Raw genomic sequence first — 23,456 nt, forward strand, 5'->3', positions numbered from 1 at the left:
TTTAAAAATAGAGGTAACAAAGGAGAAAAATGACGCAATTAACTAATGAAGATCTTGCAAATATCGCACATGATTTTTATTTAAATAAGTTTAATATTGGAGATATTTCTAAAAAATATAATTTATCACGTTACTTAATTACCAAAGCACTTAATGAAGCAGAAAAAAATGGAATTGTTAAAATTTCAATCAATTGTGGCGTAAAAAGACGTGAAGACCTTGAACGTAATTTTAAAAATCTATTTAGATTAAAAGAAGCTATTATTTTATCCGATTTAGAAACTACCAATCAAGATAATGAAGCCATCGTTACTTATGCCGCTAACCAAGTTCAAGCCTATATAAAATCTTCCAAAAATGTAGGTATTACTTGGGGAACTCTTTTACGGGATATAATTAATAATTTTAATGAAGAGAAACGACCTGATTTAGCATTTGTTCAACTATTAGGCCAACCAATTAATTCGGATTTAAGAAAAAATTCTTTAGTACAAATTGCCGCAAAAAAGTATGGTGCTATCCATTTTGGATTACCTGCTCCACTTTACGTCTTACATCCTAATTTTTTAAAAGATATCCAAAATGAACCTTTTTATAAAACACTTGATGATTATTATCAAAAATTAGATTTAATAATTTCGGGTTTAGGAACGTTTGATTCATTTACTGTAAATAAGTATATGGAACAAAATTATAAAGAAAATATTTTTAAAAATATTGATACTAATCAAATTGTTGGGATGATTTATGGTAGACCATATGATATTAATGGTAATTTCCTAGGAAACTTTGATAATCGTACATGTGGTATTACTTTAAAAGAAATTAAAAATATTCCTATTCGATTTACTATCGTAAAAAATCGTTTTAAGACACAAGCCTTACTCGGTGCCCTCAGAAGTGGTATTATTACTCACTTAGTTACTAACGAAAGTATTGCTAAACGGATCCTAGCTGAAAATAAAAAATAAGGACAAAATCTGTCCTTATTTTTTTACTCTAAATTTCCCCAATAGATATTAGAAATATAATTTTGAAGGTCTACTACTGAATGCTTTCTTGAACGTGCACATTCTTTAGCCGGTTTATTACAAATAAAACATTTCCGAACTGGTAAATTAAGATCCTTTCGAGAAATTGCCATTCGTTTATCTTTTATCAAAACATCTGCATCAAAGAGACGACCTAAATCTGTCTTATCTTCAAAATTAATACAAATTAATTTAACATCTTTTATGTCTTCATCAATAACATAAAAATTTTCCGTACCAGAATCTTCATTCCAATTAGCAATTAACTTTAAAGTATAATTCTTATTTTTAAATTCTTTTTCTAACTTTCTAATCCCCAAATTAAAAAGTTTTTCAAGATAATAATTATTTTTAATTGGGCCCGGAATGTTCATTTTTACATCAATTAATACTTTGTCAGGATATTTTTGAAATATCGCTTTTTGCATTGCAACTCTTTTGTCTTTATTTGCAAGTACAGCGGAAATATCCTGTTTTTTGCCTTCTTTAAAAATTGACTTCAATTTAGTATCACCAAAATCTTTTTCAAAACAAAAAAATAGCCAGTGCGTCCACTGACTATTTTTTATTATTTTAATTAACTAAACTGCTAATTAAAGATTTGAGATTTCACCTTGGTAAATAGCACCACGACGAGCGTCAACAGTGATAGTTGAACCATCAGAAATCTTGTCAGTTGCATCAGTAGTACCAACAACAACTGGGATACCTAATGACAAACCAACAACTGCAGCGTGTGAAGTCAAACCTGAAGCTTCAACTACTAAACCTGAAGCCTTCTTGATAGCTGGCATGTAGTCAGGGTCGGTTACCTTAGAAACTAAGATGTCGCCTTCCTTAACCTTGCTGTTAGCTTCTTCTGCTGAGTTTGCTACAACAGCCTTACCAACAACTGAACCGTTACCTACACCTAAACCTTGTGCAAGCTTGTTACCAATGATTTGTAACTTCATTACGTTAGTAGTACCTGATTCACCAACTGGAACACCAGCAACGATGATTACAAGGTCGCCATCCTTAACGAAGCCCTTTTCCTTAGCAACTTCTGCAGCCTTTTCAAACATGTCATCAGTTGACTTAGGCTTTTCAGTCAAAAGTGGAGTTACACCCCAAACGATACCCAATGAGTGTTGGATCTTTTCGTCAAAGGTCATAGCAAGGATATCAGCGTTTGGACGGTACTTAGAAATCATACGTGCAGTGTAACCTGACTTAGTTGCAGTAATGATAGTCTTAACGCCCAATTCTTGAGCAGTACGTACAACTGATTCACCAATAGCTTCAGTAACGTTTGAGCCCTTGTATTCTTCGAATCTTTGAAGAGCTAAAGTGTTACGCTTAAGCATTTGCTTTTCAGTACGTTCGTCAATTTCAGCCATAGCCTTAACAGCCTTAACTGGGTACAAACCGTTTGCTGATTCACCTGAAAGCATAGTTGCGTCAGTACCATCAAGAACAGCGTTAGCAACGTCAGAAACTTCGGCACGAGTTGGACGTGGGTTTTCTTGCATTGAGTCAAGCATTTGAGTAGCAGTAATAACTGGCTTACCAAGTGCGTTAGCCTTCTTGATCAAGCTCTTTTGTACAAATGGAACTTCCATGAATGGAATTTCAACACCCATGTCACCACGAGCAACCATTAAACCATCAGAAACTTGTAAGATTTCGTCTGCGTTGTCAATACCTTCTTGAGATTCAATCTTAGGGAAGATCTTAACGTAGTCAGCACCTGCTTCTTCACAAAGTTCACGAATGTCCAAGATATCTTGAGCCTTACGTGCAAATGAAGCAGTAATGAAGTTAATACCGTGTTGTAAACCGAACTTAATGTCGTCAGTATCCTTTTCAGTGATACCTGGAAGGCGGATTTCAACACCTGGTGCGTTAACACCCTTCTTAGAACCGATTAAACCAGTGTTTTGAGCTTCACAAACAAGTTCTCTCTTAGCTTCGTCCTTTTCCTTGATCAAAAGGTCAACCAAACCATCATCGATCAATACGTGACCACCAACATGGGTATCATCGTACAAACCTTCGTAGGTAACGTGGATCATGTCCTTGTTACCCTTCTTAGTGTCGTCCATAGAAACACGGATCATATCACCAGTGTTAATAGTGAACTTGCCGCCTTCTTGTTCAGTGGTTCTGATTTCAGCACCCTTAGTATCCAAGTCGATACCAAGAAGCATACCAGTATCCTTTTCCACTTGACGAACCATCTTCATACGAGCAAGGTGTTCTGGGTGGTCACCGTGTGAGAAGTTGAAACGGAATACGTTTGCACCAGCTTTAGCTAAAGCAGTAATAGTTTCAATATCGTTTGAAGCTGGTCCTAAAGTACTAACAATCTTAGTTTTCTTCATTATTTAAAAAATCCTCTCCAAAAATTGACTAATTCTTAGTCATTTCTTCATTAACATCTAACAATGAGTAGTCACCTTCGTGCTTACCATCAAAAAGATCAAGAATGTCGTGAGTATTTGGCTTACCATTCTCCATGCCGACAGCTAAACCGCCTTTGCCATCGAGAAGTAAGTTAACAGCATAATTACCCATCTTAGTAGCATTTACTCTATCTTCGACAGTTGGTGAGCCACCACGTTGCATATGGCCAAGAACATTGGCACGAGCATCAAAGTCACCGTACTTCAAAAGTTCATTCTTGAAGTCTTCGGCATCCATAACGCCTTCAGCCAATACTACAAGGCCATGGTCTTTACCATCGGCAAAGCCTTGCTTAAGAGTTTCAGCAATCTTCTTAACGTCATAAGAACGTTCAGGAATAACGATTGCATCAGCTCCGCTGGCAACACCAACACGCATAGCAATATCACCACATTCACGGCCCATTACATTGACAATGAATACGCGGTGGTGACTACTTGCTGTGTCGCGAATCTTATCGATTGCGTCCATAGCAGTACGACAAGCAGAATCAAAACCAATGGTATATTCAGTATAAGGAATATCATTATCGATAGTTCCTGGTAAACCTACTGAATTGATACCAAGGCGAGTCAAGGCTAAAGCACCGTGGTAAGATCCGTCACCGCCAATAACGATAACAGCATCAATACCGTGCTTTCTTAATTGTTCTGCTCCCTTCTTTTGCACATCTTCTTGTGCAAATTCAGGATAACGAGCAGAATACAAGAAAGTTCCACCTTGGCTGATCTTATGGTCGACGTCTTCCGCAGTTAACGGAATGAAGTCACCTGCAACTAAGCCGGCAAAGCCATAACGAATACCAACAACTTCTAATCCGTGATGGATAGCAGTCTTGGCAACAGCTCTGATTGCTGCATTCATACCAGGGGCGTCGCCGCCACTAGTTAAAATACCAATCCGTTTCATGAATTCACCTCATCATGATTATTTGTGTAATTCCTCACATCAATTAAATATTAACATTTTTCTGCTCAAAAATCTCATAAAAAATGCTTTTATTTTAGCTTTTCTTAGCTATTTTTATCGGAACCGTTTTCATCATTAGGAATTTAACAAATTTATTCTTTAAAATTAACAAGTTTCAAATTCGTTAGTAAATATTGCTTTTTACTTGAATCATACCTATCGTTTTGAGCTCTAATTCCTAAGATATAAATTTGCCCTTCTTTCAAAAGGCCATGAATCTTTTCATATATATTAGGAAAAATAATAATTTCCTGTTGGCTACCTGAATCTGCAAAAACTGCAAAAGCCATTGTTGCACCCTTTTTAGTTCTAATAGGTTTTAAGCTCATCAACTTGCCAACAGCAATTCCAGATTCATTTACTTCAAAACTATTCAACGCTTTAGCATTAAATTTTTGAGCATATTTTTGTACAGCAACTAATGGAGTAGTTGTTGTAGCAAAACCTAATACTCTTTCTTCCATTGAAGCTTTTTCAGCATTAGTTGGTGGATCAACTTCTTTTAAGGGTACTCCGCCTAAACTTTCTGATAATGACAGATTTTGTCCGGTTAATTGAATATTTTCAATAATATCCTTGCAATTTGCTAATAGTTCATTTCGATTATCATTTATCTGATCAAAACATCCCGCCATAATCAATGTTTGAATTGGCTCTAACTGCAAATATTTTGCATCAATTTTTCTTAAAAAATCATCTAACGATTTAAATGGCTTTTTCAAAGAAACGATTTCTTGCAAGAAATCTACTCTAATGCCTTTAATAGCTTTTAATCCTACTAAAATTTTGCCATTTTCTAATGAAAAGTCCAATTTGCTATGATTAATATCCGGATTCAAAATTCGAATTCCTGCTTCTTGAGCCTGCATAATATATGATTGAGCTTTTAACCTACTTGCACCTGATGAATTAAGCAAAGCTGTATAGAAAGCTGCAGGATAGTGCACTTTTAAATATGCTAGCCAAAAGGCAATTTTTGTATAAGCTACTGCATGAGAACGATTAAAACCATAGTTGGCAAATTGTTCAATATAACTGTATACCCGTTCTGCGACCGCCTTAGCATGACCATTTTTTATCGCACCAGAAATAAATTTATTTCTTTCTTGATCAATTACATGCTGATCTTTTTTAGACATAGCACGCCGTAAAATATCGGCTTCTCCTAAAGAAAAACCAGCCAAAATTTGTGCAGTTTGCATAACTTGTTCTTGATAAACCAGAATACCATAAGTCGGCTGCAAAATTTGCCTTAAACTTTCATCAGGATATCGAACAGGTTCTTCTCCCTTTTTTCTTGCAATAAAAGTATCAATATTTTGCATTGGACCTGGACGGTATAGAGCATTAACCGCAACTAAATCTTCAAAATTATCGGGATGAAGTTTTTGTAAAACTCTTCTGATGCCATTTGATTCAAATTGAAAAACAGCATCAGTTTTGCCTTCTCTAAATAAGTCCAATGTTCTTTGATCATTCAAAGGGATCTTATTAGGATCAATATTAATTCCCTGACTTTTAATTAATTCCAAAGTATTTCCAAGAATCGTTAAGTTACGTAAACCTAAAAAATCTATCTTCAATAATCCTAAAGATTCAACATATTTTTTAGTTTGTTGAGTAACAGGAATACCCAATGGTCCAGATTGTAACCCAGAAATTGCCGCAATTGAGTCATCACTAATTACAAGACCTGCCGCATGAATAGAATAATGTCTTGGCAAGCCCTCCAATGCTTTAGCTGTTTGAAAAAGCAATTTATTGAGTGGTGTTGCATCAACTAAAAGTCTCATTTCTCTTGATTGGTTATAAGAGGACTTTAAATCAATCTTAGTTTTGGAGACTGGAACTGCACTCGCCCATTTATTAAGTTCAACCATGCTTAAACTAAATACACGGCCGACATCTCGCAAAGCCTGCTTAGCAGCTAAAGTTCCAAACGTCAAAATTTGAGCCGCATGATCCATTCCATATTTTTGATACATATATTTGATCACATCATCACGACGATTATCTGGAATATCCAAATCAATATCTGGCATTTCATGACGAGATGGATTTAAAAAACGCTCAAATAGTAAATTATATTTTAGCGGATTTACTTCTGTTATTCTTAAAGAATATGAAACTAATGATCCACATGCCGACCCTCTTCCTGGTCCTGTTGTAATACCAACACGATGGCAATAATTAATGACATCCCACACGATCAAAAAATAATTATCAAACCCCATTTGGTTAATAATTTTCAATTCATAATCTAAACGCTGTTGATATTTTAAAGGAATATCTCGATTAGAAAAACGAGCTTGCAAACCAGTTTGAGCTAAGTAATGCAAGTATTCTTGAGAAGAAGCAAATTTATTTTGATGATATTTAGGTAAAACTGGTGATTGAAAAACAACTTCTGCATTGCATTCTTCTGCAATTTTCCAGGTATTATCAATAGCCTTATCTAAATAAAAGTCATGATATCTTGTGATTAAACTTTGCGTATTAGCTAAATAATGCGAGCCCTTCTGTTTAGATAATAATTCTACATCTTCAAGTTTTTTGCCATTTTTTATCGCCCGTAAAGTTTTACGGAGAAATTGGTCCTGTGGTTCTAAATATTGTGTATCTTCAGTTGCTACTAATGGTATGTTAAACTGCTTTGACAAAGTTTCTACATAATTAATGTAATTTTGTTGAGACTTAGCCGCATAAACACCAAAATACAAAGAACTTGATTCTGGAATCATTTTTTGAAGATCACGAATGTATTCACTACCCAATGATTCATTTTGCTCGCATAGCATCAACAATTCACTATGCATATTGGCTGGTATAATAATTTCTAAATCTCCAAAATATTTAGTCAATTCCTTCAAAGTTAAGATCTTATTATTTTGATCATTTTCTGTAAGCAAATTAATAGCACTCGATAATTTCAAAATGTTTTTATAGCCATTATTATTCTTAGCCAAAACAATCAAATCATATTTATCTGTACTATTAATCAATCCATTAACTCGCACCTGCATCCCAAGCAAGGCTTTTATCCCTACTTCTTTAGCAAGTTCATAAAAATTAACCAAACCATAAGTTACATTAATATCCGTTAAAGCTACTGCTTCATAGCCCTTATTTTTGGCAGCAGATAATAAATCTTTAACCCTTGTCGGACTTTCCAATAATGTAAAAGTACTTAAATTTTGTAATGATGCAATTTTCATTTTTCTGCCACCTTTCTTATCATCAAGTATACCAAATAGTAACTTCTTAGTTTGAAAACAAAGTCTAATTTTGATAAAATTCTTGTAATGAAAGAAGGAATAACTATGGGTCGCTATATTGTTACTATTATTTGGAGCGTTATCTACATGATGGTTATCGGCTTTATCGCTGCACCTTTAACTCAAAGTGCATTTGAGCCTAAAGAAGCACTTATTATTGGTATTGTTTTTGGTATCCTCTTTGCAGCAATCATCCCAACCATTACCGCTCATTCACACAAAGATAAAAGTGAATATTCAAAGCTTAAATAATAAAAACCGCTAGCTTAAAAGCTAGCGGTTATTTTTTTGCTTAATAGAAACGATAATTTTTCTTTGTATCTACTTTAACATCAGCGTGCGTCAAATATTCAGTAAACATTTGCACATAATCTTTATCTAAAGCAAATTCAATCTTATCCATGCTGTATTCTGGATAGAAACCTCCACCCATAGCCCGATAATTATTTACAGCCAAGTGATAAATCTTATCATCATCGAGTGGCTTACCGTTCAAAGTAAGCTTAGTAAGTCGTTCACCTTCAGGTTTAGACAAATCTGCTTCATATTCAACAGGATAAAAGACATCAAAATGGTAAAGTTCTGGCTTTGGTTTAATCCATCTTTCTAAGAATGAGATCTTACCATTTTCATCCTTCTTCAAAAATCCTGCACTGTGTTCAATAATATGACGAAGTTCTTTACCAGTAAGCTTTACACGACAAAGTTGGTTAGCATACGGATAGTTTAAAAGAACATCTCGCATAGTTACTTCTTTACCAAATCCCTTTGCTTTTTCGCTCATTACAGCAGTTGCTGAAACATCAGCATCTGTAAACCATAATTGCATTTGTTGAAGCAAATTGATAAATGGAGCTCCTTCAATTCTGCCCTTCATAGCATTTTCAATTGGAGCTGGTTCACTTAACTTAGCAAGAGGCTTATCTAACCATTTTTGAGTTCTTTCATCCAGATTTTTAACGATATCAACAATCTTAGGATCAGGATCATAGTCTTTAGTATCGATTAACTTAGTGGACATATCCTTAATTTTTTTAGTTTCATCGTCAATATCTAAGACAACTTCAGCAACAGCCTCACCACGATAACCAGGTTGAACAATTGCTGTGTCTTTAGTTACTACATTTAAGCGACGGTGTTGGTGACCAGTTAAGAAAACATCGACCTCTGGAATCTCAGTTAAAATCTTGTAACCTTCATTTTCACCACGATGAGGTTCTGTAACCTTACCAGTTTCTGGATCACTTTCAAATCCACCATGATACATTACAGCCAAAACATCAACTTGGGGACGTAAAATTTTTGCATAATGTTTGATTTTATCAAAAGCTGAAACAAATTTTAAACCTTCAATATGTTCTTTAGGTTCCCAATGTGGAATATATTGAGTAGTAATACCTAAAAGACCAATCTTTATACCGTTCTTTTCAATGATTGTATATTCTCTACCAAAAGCTGGTACATTGGTTTCTTCATCAAGAATATTATCATTAATCATTGGCGCTTTATTATTATCAATATAGTAAGTTAAATAATCTAAACCAAAATTGAAATCATGGTTACCAAGGCAACGTGCATCATAACCTACTTCATTATATGCTTCTGTAAAGGTTGCTAAATCTGAAAAATCACCTGTAGAATGCGCATATGAAGCAAGTGGAGATCCTTGCAAGCAATCTCCTGAATCGGTAACAACAACATTATCAGCACCATATTTTTGCTTTTCTGCTTTAATTGCGGAACTAACTCTACTTAAACTAAATGGCGCATTGTATTCGCCTTTATTTTGATAATCTGTTGGCAATAAAAAGCCATGAGTATCACTAGAATGTAAAAATACTAATTTCATAAATTTATCCTTCTAAAAATAGGCATAAAAAAAGACACCTTAATACCGGGTGTCCTTTAATTATTAGTTATTGCCGTTTTCGTTGTTTTCGTTAGCAACTTGACGACCCTTGTAATAACCCTTAGGTGAAACACGGTGGCTTAAACGGTATTCACCAGTAGTTGCATCATAGTGCATTGCTGGAACACTCAACTTAATGTGACCACGACGTGAACGTTTCTTTTGCTTAGAAGTATGTCTTGCAGGTACTGCCATTTGATTGATCTCCTTTATTGTAGACTTAAGCTTCAGCCTTACTGCAAGCAGTAAGGTGAATCACTCATATGTTTCAATGATACTATTGAATCCTTCATAAATCAAGATTATTAGTCTTTCTTTTTATTAAAAACCTTATCTTGACCCATAAACCATCCTAATAAAATACCAATTATTACCATTACTGCCAATACAACAATTAATGGTAACTTTACTTTAAAAAAGCCAAAACTAATCGCAACTGGGTTAGTATTTAACACAATAAAAATTATTGCAATTAAAGCCACGACCAGGCTAATGATTAAATTAATTTGTCGTTTTTTCTCTATATCTTTCATTATTTCCTACTTTCTTGAGGCAAACATTAATGAAAGCTTATCTCCAATTGCAGGGAATAAGTTATAAAGCTTAGCAGCAACAGCTAAACTAATTGGCAAATTAAGTTCTCGCTTATTGCTTCCGAAGTAATGAACAACTTGCCAAGCAACATCATCAGGATCAAGCATAAATTCTTCAACATTCTTAACATAATTGCCAGTCTTATCGGCAATATTAAAGAAGTTAGTATAAACAGGACCTGGATTAACTGTCATAACTTTTACGCCAAATGGCATCAATTCAAGGCGTAAAACATTAGAAAATTGAATTACAGCTGCCTTTGATGCACTATAAGCTGCTGATTTAGTTGTTGGAACTTTTCCAGCAATTGAACCAAAATTGACAATCTGTCCTGTCTTTTCTTCCATCATTACTCTACCAATTAAACGAGTAAAGTACATTAATCCTAAAACATTAACCTGGAACATATTAGTTGCATCTTGCATGCTACTATCCATAAATGTTTCAAATTTACCAAATCCCGCACAATTAACTAAAAAGTCAATATGCTTTACAGAAGTAATGATTTTCTTAAAGGTGTCTTCAATTTCATCTGATTTACCCATATCTGTAGGAAAAACAAAAGCATTTACGCCTGAAAGTTCCTTTGCTTCTGCGGCAATATCATTTAAACGCTGTTCATTTCTAGCAATCAAAACAACAGTTGCTCCACGTCCCGCACTTTCCAGAGCGATAGAACGACCAATGCCACTTGAAGCACCTGTAACAACAACAACTTTATTTCTCAATGAATCACTCATTTTTCTGTTCCTTTCATTGGAATTAAAATTTGATCAAAATCATTAACTAATTTTGTATTTGGAAATACTTTTTGTGCTTGCTTTTCTAATCGCTTAGCTTTATTGCCAAGATATCGAGCAGAAATATGATCTAAACACAATTGCTTAACTCCATTATCGCGCGCAACTTCAGCTGCTTCAACTGCTGTTGAATGATAATATGAATGCGCTAATTTAGCTTCATTTCCAGCAAAAGTTGATTCATGTACCAATACATCAGCATTTTCAGCCAATTTAGCAATACTTGGTGTTGAACGCGTATCATAAATAATTGATATAATTCTTCCTGCTCTTTCAGGTCCTAAAAAGTCCTTTCCATTAATAACGGTTCCATCACTCAAAGCAATCTGTTCACCATTCTTTAATTTTCCTAATAATGGACCATTAGGAATATGATATTGAGCAAGCTTATCCATTAACAATTCACCAGGTCTGGAATCTTCAACAACTCGATATCCAAAGCTTGGCACTCTATGATCTAATTTATCAGTATACACCTTAAATCCTTGTCCCCGATAAATCAGTCCGCCTTCTGTTAATTCTACAAATTTAATTGGATAAGAAACTTTGGTACGTGACACTCGCAATGAAGTTCTTACGAATTGTTCAAGACCTGGAGGGCCATAAATAGTTAATGGACCTACATCGCCTTGAAAGGATCGCGTCGCTAATAACCCAGGTAGTCCAAAAATATGATCACCATGATTATGTGAAATAAAAATTCGTGTTACTTTTCTTAAACGAATATTTGTTTTCAAAATTTGATGCTGTGTCGCTTCACCAACATCAAACAACCAAATCTCATTAAGTTCATCCAATAATTTTAGAGCTAAGCTAGCTACATTTCTTTGTTTTGAAGGCTGACCTGCTCCCGTACCTAAAAATTCTATTTCCATGAAATCCCTATTCTAAAACTTTGAATGTTCAACTATATTTTTGACAATATATGCACTGTAATACTTCGATCCAGTTATATTTGGATGAGTTTTATCGTTGTAAAACCAATTTGGATGATTCTTAGAATAACCATACCAATTTATCACTGTAAGATTATGATAACGTTTAGAAGCCTTATTTAGCAAGTCATTAACTTGTCCCTGCCATTGACGTGTTGGAACATGCGTATTAATCCAAAAAACATGACGCTTAGGTCCAATTTTATGCATTAATTCATCCAAATCCCTCATTGGAAATGGGCCGTTAGTTCCTAAACCAATTAAAACATTATCAGCCAATACTCCTTGATTTCGATAATTATCAATTAAACTAAATGCTACATTTAATTGTCTTGAAACAGCCGCGTCAATTAATGCCTTAGGCATTAATTTCTTTAAATCATCACTAGATCCTGCCATAACGGAATCACCTACAGCAGTTACATTTATTTTTTGTGCTAATTGCAAATCTAACTGCGAAATTCCATATTTAGTAAATGATTTATTTACAGGATGTCTTTGGGCATTCTTTTTTGCTTCCTTAACGATATTGCTATCCTTTTTTTCTTTTTTCTTTTCTTTTTTAATTTTAGCAATTATTTTTTTATTATCTTCTGCTTGTGCTTGTTGATTTGATTTTATCCTCTTTGCTAATTGCGTCTTATTAAAATCAATTGCCTTAGCGTTTGGAGAAATGACAATACCAATACTTCCGATAACTAAAATTAAGAATGCAATTCCTGCTTTAATTTTTTTAGAATAATCATTCTGCGTATTGCTAAATACTTCTTTAAAGAATAACTTTGTTTTTTCAAATGTGACCTTACCCATTGGTTTTTCAACTAAACGGTAAGTAACTTCACTAAGAATTAAAATAATAATAATCTCAATAACATGATACAAAGTTGCATGATCAGCCAAATCGTTAAATTTATCTTCAAAGAAAATCATTACAGGAAACTGATACAAGTAAATCGCATAGCTTCTAGAACCTATCCAATTAAAAACAGGATTAGTTAAGATTTGATTCCAATGACTTCCTGGATGAGCAATAATTGCTACCATCACCGTAGTCAAAATAGTAAAGATTAACATCCCTCCACTATAAGTAAATGCCTCTTGAGGATTCATAATACTGCTTAAAAACATGGTAATCATACCTGCAAAAGCAAACAATCCTGTAGCATCTAAAGTTAAAGAATCAATCTTTGAAATATTGGCTTTCAATTCTTCAATTGGCCAAACTACTGCTAAAGCGGCACCTAAGCCTAATGCAAAGAACCTAGTATCTGTACCATAATAAATACGATTAATATCAGCTTTCATATAATATAAAGCTGTCATTTCAATCGCTGAAATTAACGAAAGTACCATTAAAAATCCAAAAATTTTCTTTTTAGATTTTACAAATTTAACTAATAAGAACATGACGATTGGCCACAAAATATAAAATTGCCCTTCAATCGACATTGTCCATAAATGAGTAAAGGGCGATTCATTCGCAGCAAATCGTTCAAAATAGCTCTGTCCATTAGAAATCTGCCAAAAATTATAGACATTTAACAAATTGGCTAAAACTATTTGATTTAATTTTGCCAACAAATTGCGCTGAAACAAAACTATCCAAGCTGCGCCCATCCATAAAACTGTAATCAATTGAGGATATAGCCTTTTTACTCTCGTTAAATAAAAATGCTTATTATCATATGTCCCAGTTTCACGATAAGATTTTAAAATATGATCAGTAACTAAATATCCTGAAAGCACCAAAAAAATCGGCACCCCAAGATAACCTCCAATAAAAGTATTAGGATTTAAGTGATACAAAATCACCCCAATTACCGCTAACGCTCTAAGTCCAGAATATCCTGTAATAAACCGATTCTTTTTCATACTATATAAAACTTCTCAATCTTAATGTTTAAAGTAAATTTATTGCACAAATTCAAAATTAAAGTCGCCAATTGCAACATCATCACCATCAACTGCACCTTTATTGCGCAAAGCATCATCAACACCCAAGTTCTTCAACTTACGTGCCAAAAGCATGATACCATCTTGGTGATCTAAGTTTGTCATTTGTACTAAGCGCTCAAGACCTTCACCCGTGACAACAAATTCATGTTCTCCAACCTTTTCAACAGTAAACTCGTTTTTCTTAGGAGCTTTGTATTTGTACTCTTTAGTTTCTTGAACAACAAGTTTAGGTTCTTCTTCGGCTTTTTGCTTTTCGACTTCTTCAACCAAACTGGCTGTATCTTGCATTAACTTATCTACGCCTTTGTGAGTAACACTGGATATTGCATAAACTGGTTCATCAATATTCTCTTCTTTAAGAGCTTTCTTAAACTCTTCAAATTTTTCTTCTGAACCTGGAATATCCATTTGAGTTGCTACAATTAACTCACGTTTTTGGGATAAGTCTTCAGTGTAACTTGCAAGTTCTTTTCTTATAGTCTTATAGTCTTCAATCGCTTCACGACCATTATTAGGATCCATTGAAACCAAATGTAGAATAACCTTAGTTCTTTCAATGTGTCGTAAGAATTGGATACCTAAACCTACACCTTGACTCGCACCTTCAATTAATCCTGGTAAATCCGCCATAGAAAAATCTCGACCGTCTGGCAGAATTACCATTCCCAAATTTGGTGTCAAAGTAGTAAATGAATAAGCTGCAATCTTTGGCTTGGCCTTAGTAACCACCGAAAGCAAAGTAGACTTACCAACTGATGGGAAGCCCACCAAACCGACATCGGCTAACATCTTTAATTCAAGACGTAAAACACGATCTTCACCCGGTTCACCGTTTTCAGCAATTTCCGGAGCAGTGTTCACACTATTAGCAAAGTGAATATTACCACGGCCACCGCGACCACCGTGAGCTACAACTAACTCTTGCTTATTTTTAACTAAGTCACCTATTAATTCGCCAGTATTAAAATCATAAACAGTAGTACCTACAGGAACTTTTAAATAGAGATCCTTAGCAGCTCTACCGTATTGAGATTTAATTCGTCCATTTTCACCGCTATCTGCCTTGAATTTTCTTCGATAACGGAAATCCATTAATGTACGCAAACCAGAATCAGCAACAAAGATAATGCTGCCACCGCGACCACCGTCGCCTCCGGCTGGACCACCATTAGGAACATATTTTTCATGGCGGAAAGCAACCATGCCGTCCCCGCCTTTACCAGCTTGAACTTCAATTTTAGTTTGATCAACAAATGTTGGCATGTTAAATTTCTCCTTCCGTCTTTATCTAACTTAAATATCATACCATAAAAATAGCGACATAATAGCTATTCTTTAGTATTTTACAAACTTAATTTTACAGATTGTGCTTGAGTTAATGATAAACCTGCATCACGTAATTCATCAATAGATGCTTCTTTTATTTTCTTTAATGAACCAAATTTTCGTAATAGTTTATTTCTACTCTTAGGGCCTATGCCCTTTATTGAATCAAGACGACTTGATAATGCATTTTTAGCATGAGTCCGTCTATGAAATGTAATTGCAAAACGGTGTACTTCATCTTGAATTCTTGTCATCAAATAAAATCCTTGTGATTTAGGGTCAAGAGGAATCAGCCTTAGGGGAACACCATTTATAGGATCACCAAATAATAAATGATTCGTACGGTGTTTATCATCCTTTACCATTCCGGCGACCGGAATATTCACATCTAATTCGTTACGTAATACATCTAAGCAAGCGTCAACTTGAATTTGCCCACCATCCATTAAGATTAAATCCGGCATTTTCTTATGTTCTCGTAAAAGTCGGCCATATCTGCGTCGAACAACTTCACGCGTATTTCTAACTTCATCGCCACCATTTTGATGCTCAACTTCACCTTTCAGCTTAAATTTACGATATGAAGTCTTATCTGGCTCACCATCTTTAAAAACAACTAAAGCTGATACAGGATCCGCTCCTTGAATATGTGAATGGTCAAAACTTTCTATAACATGACCATATGGTAAACCTAATGCATCAAAAATTTCCTTTTGTGCACCCTTAGTCTTTCGATTTCCTAATTCAAGCAAACGGAACTTATCATCAAGCTTCAATTTTGCATTGTCATGTGCCATTTCAAGAAGTGATTTCTTTTGGCCACGCTTTGGTGTTCTTACAGTAACATGAAGAACTTCTGCTAAAGCTTGGTTATCAATTCCTTCAGGAACTAATATTTCCTTAGGTAAAACACGATTTCTTTGACCATAAAATTGCACAATAAAAGAAGCAAATTCATCTTCTGGATCAGTCATATCAGTTAATGGAAACATTCTCGTTTCTCGTCTAAGCAATTTAGCCTGACGCAAGAAAAAGATTTGAATAGACAACCATGATTTATCAACGTAAAAATTAAAGATATCACGTTGCGTATTATCATTTGAAATGATTTTTTGTTTTTCAACAGTTTCCTCAATATATTTAAGCTGATCACGAATTTCTGCTGCTCGTTCAAATTCTAAATTAGCTGAGGCTTCTTCCATTTTTTGCGTTAGATCTTGTCGCACCCAACCAATATCACCATTTAAGAAGCTCTTTATTTTCTTAATTTGTTCATCGTATTCTTTTTGCGGTACTTTTTTAAAACATGCCCCTAAACATTGTCCCATGTGATAGTAGAGACATGGTCTGCCTTGATAACCATTGCATCGTCTTAACGGAAAGACCTTTTGAATAAATTTTAGCGTAGCTTGTGCAGCATAAACATTAGGATAAGGACCAAAATAATAACCATTATCTTTATGAACCACGCTTGTTAAACGGGTTTGTGGATCATGCTCATGGGTAATTTCAATATAAGGATACCCCGTTCCTTCTTTTAATTGCACATTATAATAAGGTTGATATTTTTTTATTAACGTAATCTCAAGTAAAAACGCTTCTTTATCAGTTGAAACAGTAATAATGTCATAATCCCTAATATTTTCAACTAATTCTGCTCTTCTGCCAACCTGCTTGCTTTTAAAATAAGAACGTACCCGATTTTTTAAATTTTTTGATTTACCAACATAAATTACCGTGCCATTAATATCTTTCATTAAATAGCAGCCTGGCTTTTCAGGTAAAAGTTTTAATTTATTTTCAATTAATTCAGTTGCCAAAAAATTCACTCCCTAAAATTTGCATATTAAATTTTAACATATTAATTAAGATCTGCTCTGTAGAAAGCTTTCAACAAGATAAAGATAGATCTAACCTAGCTTTTCTGCTATATTAATAGATAATATAATTTTAAGGAGATTTTTATGACCACATGGATTTTTTCATTCATTGATCAGTTTGGCTATTGGGCTGTTGCTCTAATGATTGCCATAGAAAACGTTTTTCCACCAATTCCTTCTGAAGTTATTTTATCATTTAGCGGTTTTATGACTCATAAAACTCAAATGACAATCTTTGGCTTAGTAATTGCGTCAACAATTGGGGCTGTTATCGGGGCTTTAATTCTATATTGGATTGGCACTCTTTTAAACGAAGAACGTTTAGAACGTTTACTTGATCATCAGCTCTTTAGAAAACTCGGTTTTAAAAAAGATGACGTTAAACGTTCTATCGCATGGTTCGATCGTCATGGTATCAAAGCTATTTTCTTTGGCAGATGCATCCCTGTAATTAGAAGCCTAATATCAATTCCAGCGGGAATTGCCCAAGTTAATATGCCTAAATTCATTATCTTAACTACTTTAGGCAGCCTTATTTGGAACACTATTTTAATAGGATTAGGCTCATATATGGGAAGCAAATGGCATGTGATCGTAACAATCTTTGAAGAATATTCACTAATCGTCGTCATTTTACTAGCAATCAGTATTATTTATTTTGCATATGTATGGCGAAAAAAACGAATAAAAAATTCATAATCACATGGGGAGTTGAGTGAATGAAATTAAATCTTTTTAGAAAGCAAAGCGTCAAAACCTATTTAGGTGAAGATATAAAATTTTCAAAAACTTTAACAGCCTTTGATCTTATCGCCATGGGCGTGGGCGCGGTCATCGGTACAGGAATATTCATTTTACCAGGAACGGTTGCTGCTACAACAGCTGGTCCGGGTGTTAGCTTATCATTCTTAATTGCAGCGCTTATCTGTGCGCTAGCCGGAATGTGTTATGCAGAATTCGCTTCATCTATTCCTGTTGCGGGATCTGCATATTCATATGGAAACATTATTTATGGTGAATCTATTGGTTGGCTTATGGGTTGGGCTTTAATTTTGGAATACATGCTAGCTGTAGCAACAGTAGCTGCAGGTTGGTCATCGTATTTCACCTCATTTATTAAGCCTTTTGGAATAGTCTTGCCTAAGGCAGTATCTGGTCCTTTTGATCCTGCTCATGGTGTTTACGTTGATATTGTTGCTATTGCAGTAATTCTTTTAATTTCCTTATTATTAGCGCAAGGAATGAAAAGTTCTATTAAAATCAATAATCTTGCGGTAATAATAAAAATAGCAATCATTCTTATCTTTATTTTCGTAGGTTTGCATTTCATCAAGCCCGTAAATTATCATCCATTTATGCCTTACCATGCTTCTGGTGTAATTAAAGGTGCAACGACAGTTTTCTTTGCTTTCTTAGGCTTTGATGTTGTTTCTGCATCAGCTGCTGAAGTTAAAAATCCGCAAAAGAATATGCAATTTGGCATCATCGGAACTCTTGCAGTTGCCGTTGTTTTATACATGGGCGTTTCGATCGTTTTAACGGGAATGGTTAATTACAAAGATTTAAATATTTCTAATCCTGTTGCTTTTGCGTTAGAATACGTGCATCAAGGTTGGATAGCCGAACTATTATCCTTAGGTGCGATGGTGGGAATGGCGACCATGATGCTAACGATGATTTATTCTAGCTCAAGATTAATTTATGCAATGGCAAGAGATGGTCTTTTACCTCACATCTTTAGCAAGTTAGACAAAAAGCATAATTCACCACAACTATCATTACTGGCTGTTACTATTATTATCGCTTTAGGGGCTGCATTCTTTTCTGTTGATCAATTAACTAATCTTGTTAGTTTTGGCACCCTATTTGCATTTACATTAGTGTCATTTGGAATTTTAAAATTAAGAAAGCGAAAAGATATTCCTAATGATGGGTTTAAAGTTCCTGGTTATCCTATAGTTCCTATTATTTCTGGCCTATTCTGTATCTTCATGATGTGTCAACTAAATAAAGATGTTTATATTATGGCTGGAATTTGGTTATTACTCGGAATTATTATTTATCTTGTTTACGGCTACAAACATAGTCAATTGAAAAATAAATAGCATTTTACATAATTTATTTTATTTAATAAAAAAAGAAGTGAGCTAGTCTCTCACTTCTTTTTTACTATATCTAGTTAATCTACTTGATTTAAAGCTTTGCCATTGACAAAGAAAGAAATAATATTTTCTGATGCTTCTTTAGTCAAATTTTGTCTTGCGACATGCGTAGCTGAACCGACATGCGGCGTCATAATTACATTATCCAAAGCAGCCAATTCTTCATCAATATGAGGTTCATTTTCCAAAACATCAAGGCCAGCTCCTGCAATTTCAGCGGTCTTCAAGGCCTTAACCAAAGCCATTTGATCCACTAAACTGCCACGAGCAACATTAATTAAAAAGGCGGTTGATTTCATCTTCTTTAATACATCACTATCAATGATATGTTCAGTTTCATCAGTTGCAGGAAGATGAATAGTTAAAAAGTCGCTTTCTTTAATTAAAGTATCAAAATCGACATACTTAGCATTTACCTTATCTTCAATTTCTGTAGCTACTTGATGACGATTATGATAAATAATGTTCATACCAAGCATTTGACCAAATTGAGCAACTAATTGACCAATACGGCCCATACCTAAAATACCCAAAGTTTTTCCTTCAATACTAAAGCCTTGGTTATCATATTCATTTACATCTAAAAATGCACCTTCACGTAAACTATGATCATAGAAATGCAATCTTCTTGCACAAGCTAAAATCATTGCCAAAGCTAATTCTGCTGTTGGACGAGTTACGCTTTTTGGACAATTTGAAACAACAATTCCCTTTTGCTTAGCATAATCAACATCAATGTGATCAAAACCAACACCATATGTAGAAATGATCTTTAAATTCTTTGCATTATCTAGAATCTTTTTATCAATAGTCATCTTAGGTGCAATTAAACCATCATAACCAGCAATATGATCAACAACCCATTCGTAATCATCATCCATACGATGGCCAACAGGTCCCATAGTTACTTCACAATTTTGCTTTAAATCGTCTAAAGCTTCTTCTCGTAAACCGCCAAGAACTAAAACTTTTGCTTTATTCATAAAATCCCTCTACATCTAGTTCAATATAATATTAACTATTCTTTTAAAGAATACACTCTTTGCCTATAAATTACCATAATTACAATATTTTATTGATAGCAGCAGCCACACCATCATGATCACAATCAAGCGTAATTTGGTCAGCATTCTTTTTAGTAATTTCAACAGCATTTCCCATTGCCACACCAATTCCTGCATACTTAAGCATTGGCATATCGTTCGCTTGATCACCTAAAGCCATTACATTTTCACGATTAACGCCCAGATGATCACATAAAACTTTTAATCCTGTACCCTTATCTACATTTGCTGCAGTTGCTTCATAATAAAATGGTTCCGTTTTTGACAATGTTACTTTGGTTTTAATCGTATCAAATAAGGGATCTTTAATTTTATTATCTAAATAATCTGGGGCATCCACATACATGCATTTGATTATTGGAATATTTTTCATTTCTTCTTGAGTACGGTAAGAAACTTCCAACTTAACAATTCGTGAATTATAGATAGTATAATGACCTAAATCTCGATTAGCCGTATAAATTCTATTTAAGCCTACAGCATGAAAATGCAAATCAAGCCTACGTGCTATTGTTTCTAAATCGATATATTGCTCATAGCTAAGGCCCTTTTTAAAAATAACTTTTCCGCTAGTTGATTCAACAACCGCACCATTAAAGCTAATAACATATTCATTATCATTATTATTCAAGCCTAATTCATCAAGATATCTTTGTGCTCCCGATAAAGGTCGGCCCGTACAAATAACAATCCTTTTCCCCATATTTTGGCTTTTGCAATTGTTTCTCTAACTTTAGAGGTTATCTCTTTTTTCGAATTAACTAACGTTCCATCAATATCAATAGCAATTAATTTTATATCTGACATTTTTCTTCCATCATAAATAAAAAGAAAGTATCACCATGTATGGTAATACTTCAAATTTCAAATTAACTATAAGTATTTTAACTCTATATTTATTACATGAAAATAATTATGTAAATTAAATCAGAGTAAAAAAAGAAAAGGGCTGACCTCTTACTTGTCAACTCTTTCTCTTCAGTCTCTTAATTCCCACATCTCATCATACTGATATTTTAATAAATAACAAGCTCAAAATCCAATCTTTGCAAGCCTTAAGTTATTTTATAAAAATCAATACATGTACTTATTCATAGTAACTAATGTAATTTTATTCCCGATGTTATATTACATTTCGGTTACAAATCTTATTACAGTAACTTGATTATCTCTTCTGCCACCTTTTTTTTAGACATTTGGGGCAAAATTTCTGGCTTTTTATGCTTGATCAAAATAGTCACCTGATCATTATCATTGCCAAAAACATCTTTAGAAACATCATTAGCTACTATATAATCAGCCCCTTTACTTTCTAACTTCTTATTAGCATTTTCAAGCAGATCATTGGTTTCAGCAGCAAAACCAATGATTATCTGATTTTTATTCTTAATTTTTGATGCAGCTTTAAGAATATCTGTTGTTTTTATCAATGATAAATTCAACTCATTTTTATTATTTTGTTTCTTAATTTTATGATCTTGAACTCTTTCGCATCGCCAATCGGCTACCGCAGCAGCCATTATCAATACATCAGAATTTACAAATTCATGTAATACTGCTTTTTCCATATCTTCTGTAGTTTCTGCATGAATTGATTTGATTCCTTTAGGAATAGATACGCTAATATTTCCATAAATTAATGTAACATCAGCCCCCTGCTTTTTGGCAGCTTCCGCAATTGCAATTCCCATTTTTCCACTTGAATAATTACCGATATAACGTACAGGATCTATAGGCTCTATTGTTCCGCCAGCTGTAACTATAATTTTCTTACCGGCCAAACAGTCATTGTCTTTTATAATTTCACTCATCCAAGTTAAGATTTCTGAAGGCTCAGGCATTCTGCCTTTTGCTACATATCCTTCTGCCAAAACCCCAACCTTTGGTTTCATAATTTGAATACCATCTTGCTTTAACAAATCTAAATTTCTCTGCGTTGCCGGATTAGTCCACATTTGATCATTCATTGCCGGAATCACAAACTTAGGTGCGCTAGTCGCCAAAATAGTTGTAGAAGCCGCATCATCGGCTATTCCACAAGCCATCTTTGCAATAAAATTTGCTGTTGCAGGGACAACTAACGCCAAATCGGGCCATTGCGCAAGTTCAACATGAGAAATTTTATCTTCATTTTCTTTTGACCATAAATCATCTAATACTGGATATTTTGTTAAAGCCGCTAAAGTATGGCTAGTAACAAAATGTTCAGCATTTTTTGTCATTACAATTCTAACTTCATGTCCTGCTTTTTCTAATCCACGAACAACTTCAATTGCTTTATAACAAGCTATTCCACCTGTTAAATATACCGATATTTTCATATTTCCGGTCCCGCTTTACATAATATTTAATATGTATGAATTATTCTTCTGAAACTATTTTCTTAAACTTTTTATTTAATCGAGAATTCTTGCTTTGATGCAAGATTAAAGGATTTACATTTTTGCCTTCATCTACTAAAACAATCCCCTGCTTGTAAAACAATCCCCTGCTTGTCCTTAATAGTAAACAAATACGTAATATGCATACCATGAGCCTTTAAATTATCGTTATAAATTGCTACAACATTATAATTTGTTTTCTTTTTTCCATCAGGATTCCAACTTATCTTTATTGATTTTTTATTAAGTAAAAATCTGCGTTTTTCTAAAGCAGAGGGATAAACTGTTCCAGATGAAGTTTTTAAATTCTTAGTAGAATATTTTGTATATTTTTGACCCATTGATTTACTCCATTGGATCATAAATTTTTCTAATTCTTTATCTTGTTTAGTTGACCAAATTAGCTTGTCTTTTTTATTTCTAACGTTAGTATTTCTTACATTTTTTTGTAACTTACGTTTTTCTATTTCTTTATTTTTAACTTTCTTCTTTTTTATTTTCATTGTCTGCTTCGATGTTGCAGCATTTTGTTGATGATCATTAATATGTATTCCATCTTTTTCAAAACTCATGCTACATCCCGACGTAGTTAAGCAACCTAATGCAATTAATCCTAATAATAGTTTTTTTTTCATTGATATACTCCAAAAAAATAATTTTAAATTCATTATAAAGTAATCCAATAAATAAGTGAAAATGAATTTTTAAACCATTGACAGCGTTTTCATA

General features: G+C 34.0%; 19 protein-coding genes and 1 pseudogene. 4 read left to right on the plus strand and 16 right to left on the minus strand.

The window, feature by feature from the left end:
* Window positions 1-29 precede the first annotated feature (29 nt).
* The gene (locus JCM6256_RS07440; protein ID WP_025081107.1) at window positions 30-971 is read left to right on the plus strand and encodes a sugar-binding transcriptional regulator; all 942 of its coding nucleotides are present in this window, start codon (window positions 30-32) and stop codon (window positions 969-971) included.
* A 23-nt stretch (window positions 972-994) separates the two neighbouring features.
* Here the strand turns inward: JCM6256_RS07440 and citX are convergent, their stop codons facing one another.
* From citX to JCM6256_RS07460, 4 genes are all read right to left on the minus strand, one after another.
* On the minus strand, window positions 995-1,534 hold the full coding sequence (gene citX, locus JCM6256_RS07445; protein WP_025081108.1) for a citrate lyase holo-[acyl-carrier protein] synthase: 540 nt from the start codon (window positions 1,532-1,534) through the stop codon (window positions 995-997).
* Between the two features lie 90 nt (window positions 1,535-1,624).
* Window positions 1,625-3,394 (minus strand): pyruvate kinase, encoded by a 1,770-nt coding sequence (gene pyk, locus JCM6256_RS07450; RefSeq protein WP_025081109.1) that lies wholly within the window; start codon window positions 3,392-3,394, stop codon window positions 1,625-1,627.
* 28 nt (window positions 3,395-3,422) lie between these two features.
* On the minus strand, window positions 3,423-4,385 hold the full coding sequence (gene pfkA / locus JCM6256_RS07455; RefSeq protein WP_025081110.1) for a 6-phosphofructokinase: 963 nt from the start codon (window positions 4,383-4,385) through the stop codon (window positions 3,423-3,425).
* 152 nt (window positions 4,386-4,537) lie between these two features.
* Window positions 4,538-7,660 carry a DNA polymerase III subunit alpha gene (locus tag JCM6256_RS07460; RefSeq protein WP_025081111.1) on the minus strand — a complete coding sequence of 1,041 codons (3,123 nt, stop codon included), beginning with the start codon at window positions 7,658-7,660 and terminating at the stop codon, window positions 4,538-4,540.
* A gap of 105 nt (window positions 7,661-7,765) precedes the next feature.
* Here JCM6256_RS07460 and JCM6256_RS07465 point away from each other — a divergent pair, with 105 nt between their 5' ends.
* Complete coding sequence (locus tag JCM6256_RS07465; protein ID WP_025081112.1) at window positions 7,766-7,972, plus strand: YjzD family protein; 207 nt, start codon at window positions 7,766-7,768, stop codon at window positions 7,970-7,972.
* A gap of 40 nt (window positions 7,973-8,012) precedes the next feature.
* Here the strand turns inward: JCM6256_RS07465 and JCM6256_RS07470 are convergent, their stop codons facing one another.
* The 8 genes from JCM6256_RS07470 to uvrC form a co-directional block, all read right to left on the minus strand.
* A complete protein-coding gene (locus tag JCM6256_RS07470) occupies window positions 8,013-9,569 on the minus strand; it encodes a bifunctional metallophosphatase/5'-nucleotidase (RefSeq protein WP_025081113.1) in 1,557 nt (518 codons plus the stop codon).
* Window positions 9,570-9,632: 63 nt separating this feature from the next.
* A complete protein-coding gene (gene rpmF / locus JCM6256_RS07475; protein ID WP_025081114.1) occupies window positions 9,633-9,824 on the minus strand; it encodes a 50S ribosomal protein L32 in 192 nt (63 codons plus the stop codon).
* A 110-nt stretch (window positions 9,825-9,934) separates the two neighbouring features.
* On the minus strand, window positions 9,935-10,162 hold the full coding sequence (locus JCM6256_RS07480; protein WP_420835904.1) for a lipopolysaccharide assembly protein LapA domain-containing protein: 228 nt from the start codon (window positions 10,160-10,162) through the stop codon (window positions 9,935-9,937).
* 6 nt (window positions 10,163-10,168) lie between these two features.
* A complete protein-coding gene (locus JCM6256_RS07485; RefSeq protein ID WP_025081116.1) occupies window positions 10,169-10,963 on the minus strand; it encodes an SDR family NAD(P)-dependent oxidoreductase in 795 nt (264 codons plus the stop codon).
* On the minus strand, window positions 10,960-11,898 hold the full coding sequence (rnz, locus tag JCM6256_RS07490) for a ribonuclease Z (protein ID WP_025081117.1): 939 nt from the start codon (window positions 11,896-11,898) through the stop codon (window positions 10,960-10,962). Before rnz ends, JCM6256_RS07485 begins: the two co-directional genes overlap by 4 nt.
* Window positions 11,899-11,910: 12 nt before the next feature.
* The gene (locus JCM6256_RS07495; protein WP_025081118.1) at window positions 11,911-13,830 is read right to left on the minus strand and encodes an acyltransferase family protein; all 1,920 of its coding nucleotides are present in this window, start codon (window positions 13,828-13,830) and stop codon (window positions 11,911-11,913) included.
* A 39-nt stretch (window positions 13,831-13,869) separates the two neighbouring features.
* On the minus strand, window positions 13,870-15,177 hold the full coding sequence (gene obgE, locus JCM6256_RS07500) for a GTPase ObgE (protein ID WP_025081119.1): 1,308 nt from the start codon (window positions 15,175-15,177) through the stop codon (window positions 13,870-13,872).
* A gap of 80 nt (window positions 15,178-15,257) precedes the next feature.
* On the minus strand, window positions 15,258-17,060 hold the full coding sequence (gene uvrC, locus JCM6256_RS07505; RefSeq protein ID WP_025081120.1) for an excinuclease ABC subunit UvrC: 1,803 nt from the start codon (window positions 17,058-17,060) through the stop codon (window positions 15,258-15,260).
* A gap of 144 nt (window positions 17,061-17,204) precedes the next feature.
* On the opposite strand from uvrC, the gene JCM6256_RS07510 reads away from it, so the two are divergent.
* Window positions 17,205-17,819 carry a DedA family protein gene (locus JCM6256_RS07510; RefSeq protein WP_025081121.1) on the plus strand — a complete coding sequence of 205 codons (615 nt, stop codon included), beginning with the start codon at window positions 17,205-17,207 and terminating at the stop codon, window positions 17,817-17,819.
* 20 nt (window positions 17,820-17,839) lie between these two features.
* The gene (locus JCM6256_RS07515; RefSeq protein ID WP_025081122.1) at window positions 17,840-19,225 is read left to right on the plus strand and encodes an amino acid permease; all 1,386 of its coding nucleotides are present in this window, start codon (window positions 17,840-17,842) and stop codon (window positions 19,223-19,225) included.
* A gap of 74 nt (window positions 19,226-19,299) precedes the next feature.
* On the opposite strand, the gene JCM6256_RS07520 is transcribed toward JCM6256_RS07515, so the two are convergent.
* From JCM6256_RS07520 to JCM6256_RS10405, 4 genes and pseudogenes are all read right to left on the minus strand, one after another.
* Entirely contained in the window at window positions 19,300-20,265 is a 966-nt protein-coding gene (locus tag JCM6256_RS07520; RefSeq protein ID WP_025081123.1) for an NAD(P)-dependent oxidoreductase, read from the minus strand.
* A gap of 79 nt (window positions 20,266-20,344) precedes the next feature.
* A pseudogene (gene yidA, locus JCM6256_RS10075) lies at window positions 20,345-21,153 on the minus strand (sugar-phosphatase).
* 344 nt (window positions 21,154-21,497) lie between these two features.
* A complete protein-coding gene (gene coaBC / locus JCM6256_RS07530; protein WP_025081124.1) occupies window positions 21,498-22,667 on the minus strand; it encodes a bifunctional phosphopantothenoylcysteine decarboxylase/phosphopantothenate--cysteine ligase CoaBC in 1,170 nt (389 codons plus the stop codon).
* 128 nt (window positions 22,668-22,795) lie between these two features.
* Entirely contained in the window at window positions 22,796-23,362 is a 567-nt protein-coding gene (locus JCM6256_RS10405) for a DUF4767 domain-containing protein (protein WP_051545891.1), read from the minus strand.
* Window positions 23,363-23,456 lie beyond the last annotated feature (94 nt).

Origin of the sequence: Lactobacillus hamsteri DSM 5661 = JCM 6256 (assembly GCF_000615445.1) — a bacterium.
Taxonomy (GTDB): domain Bacteria; phylum Bacillota; class Bacilli; order Lactobacillales; family Lactobacillaceae; genus Lactobacillus; species Lactobacillus hamsteri.

Coding starts and splice junctions, on each gene's coding strand:
- coaBC (WP_025081124.1), bottom strand. CDS start 22,667: ATGAAAATATCGGTATATTTAACAGGTGGAATAGCTTGTTATAAAGCA.
- JCM6256_RS07495 (WP_025081118.1), bottom strand. CDS start 13,830: ATGAAAAAGAATCGGTTTATTACAGGATATTCTGGACTTAGAGCGTTA.
- JCM6256_RS10405 (WP_051545891.1), bottom strand. CDS start 23,362: ATGAAAAAAAAACTATTATTAGGATTAATTGCATTAGGTTGCTTAACT.
- obgE (WP_025081119.1), bottom strand. CDS start 15,177: ATGCCAACATTTGTTGATCAAACTAAAATTGAAGTTCAAGCTGGTAAA.
- rnz (WP_025081117.1), bottom strand. CDS start 11,898: ATGGAAATAGAATTTTTAGGTACGGGAGCAGGTCAGCCTTCAAAACAA.
- JCM6256_RS07465 (WP_025081112.1), top strand. CDS start 7,766: ATGGGTCGCTATATTGTTACTATTATTTGGAGCGTTATCTACATGATG.
- pyk (WP_025081109.1), bottom strand. CDS start 3,394: ATGAAGAAAACTAAGATTGTTAGTACTTTAGGACCAGCTTCAAACGAT.
- JCM6256_RS07470 (WP_025081113.1), bottom strand. CDS start 9,569: ATGAAATTAGTATTTTTACATTCTAGTGATACTCATGGCTTTTTATTG.
- rpmF (WP_025081114.1), bottom strand. CDS start 9,824: ATGGCAGTACCTGCAAGACATACTTCTAAGCAAAAGAAACGTTCACGT.
- JCM6256_RS07510 (WP_025081121.1), top strand. CDS start 17,205: ATGACCACATGGATTTTTTCATTCATTGATCAGTTTGGCTATTGGGCT.
- JCM6256_RS07440 (WP_025081107.1), top strand. CDS start 30: ATGACGCAATTAACTAATGAAGATCTTGCAAATATCGCACATGATTTT.
- JCM6256_RS07460 (WP_025081111.1), bottom strand. CDS start 7,660: ATGAAAATTGCATCATTACAAAATTTAAGTACTTTTACATTATTGGAA.
- JCM6256_RS07485 (WP_025081116.1), bottom strand. CDS start 10,963: ATGAGTGATTCATTGAGAAATAAAGTTGTTGTTGTTACAGGTGCTTCA.
- pfkA (WP_025081110.1), bottom strand. CDS start 4,385: ATGAAACGGATTGGTATTTTAACTAGTGGCGGCGACGCCCCTGGTATG.
- JCM6256_RS07480 (WP_420835904.1), bottom strand. CDS start 10,162: ATGAAAGATATAGAGAAAAAACGACAAATTAATTTAATCATTAGCCTG.
- JCM6256_RS07520 (WP_025081123.1), bottom strand. CDS start 20,265: ATGAATAAAGCAAAAGTTTTAGTTCTTGGCGGTTTACGAGAAGAAGCT.
- JCM6256_RS07515 (WP_025081122.1), top strand. CDS start 17,840: ATGAAATTAAATCTTTTTAGAAAGCAAAGCGTCAAAACCTATTTAGGT.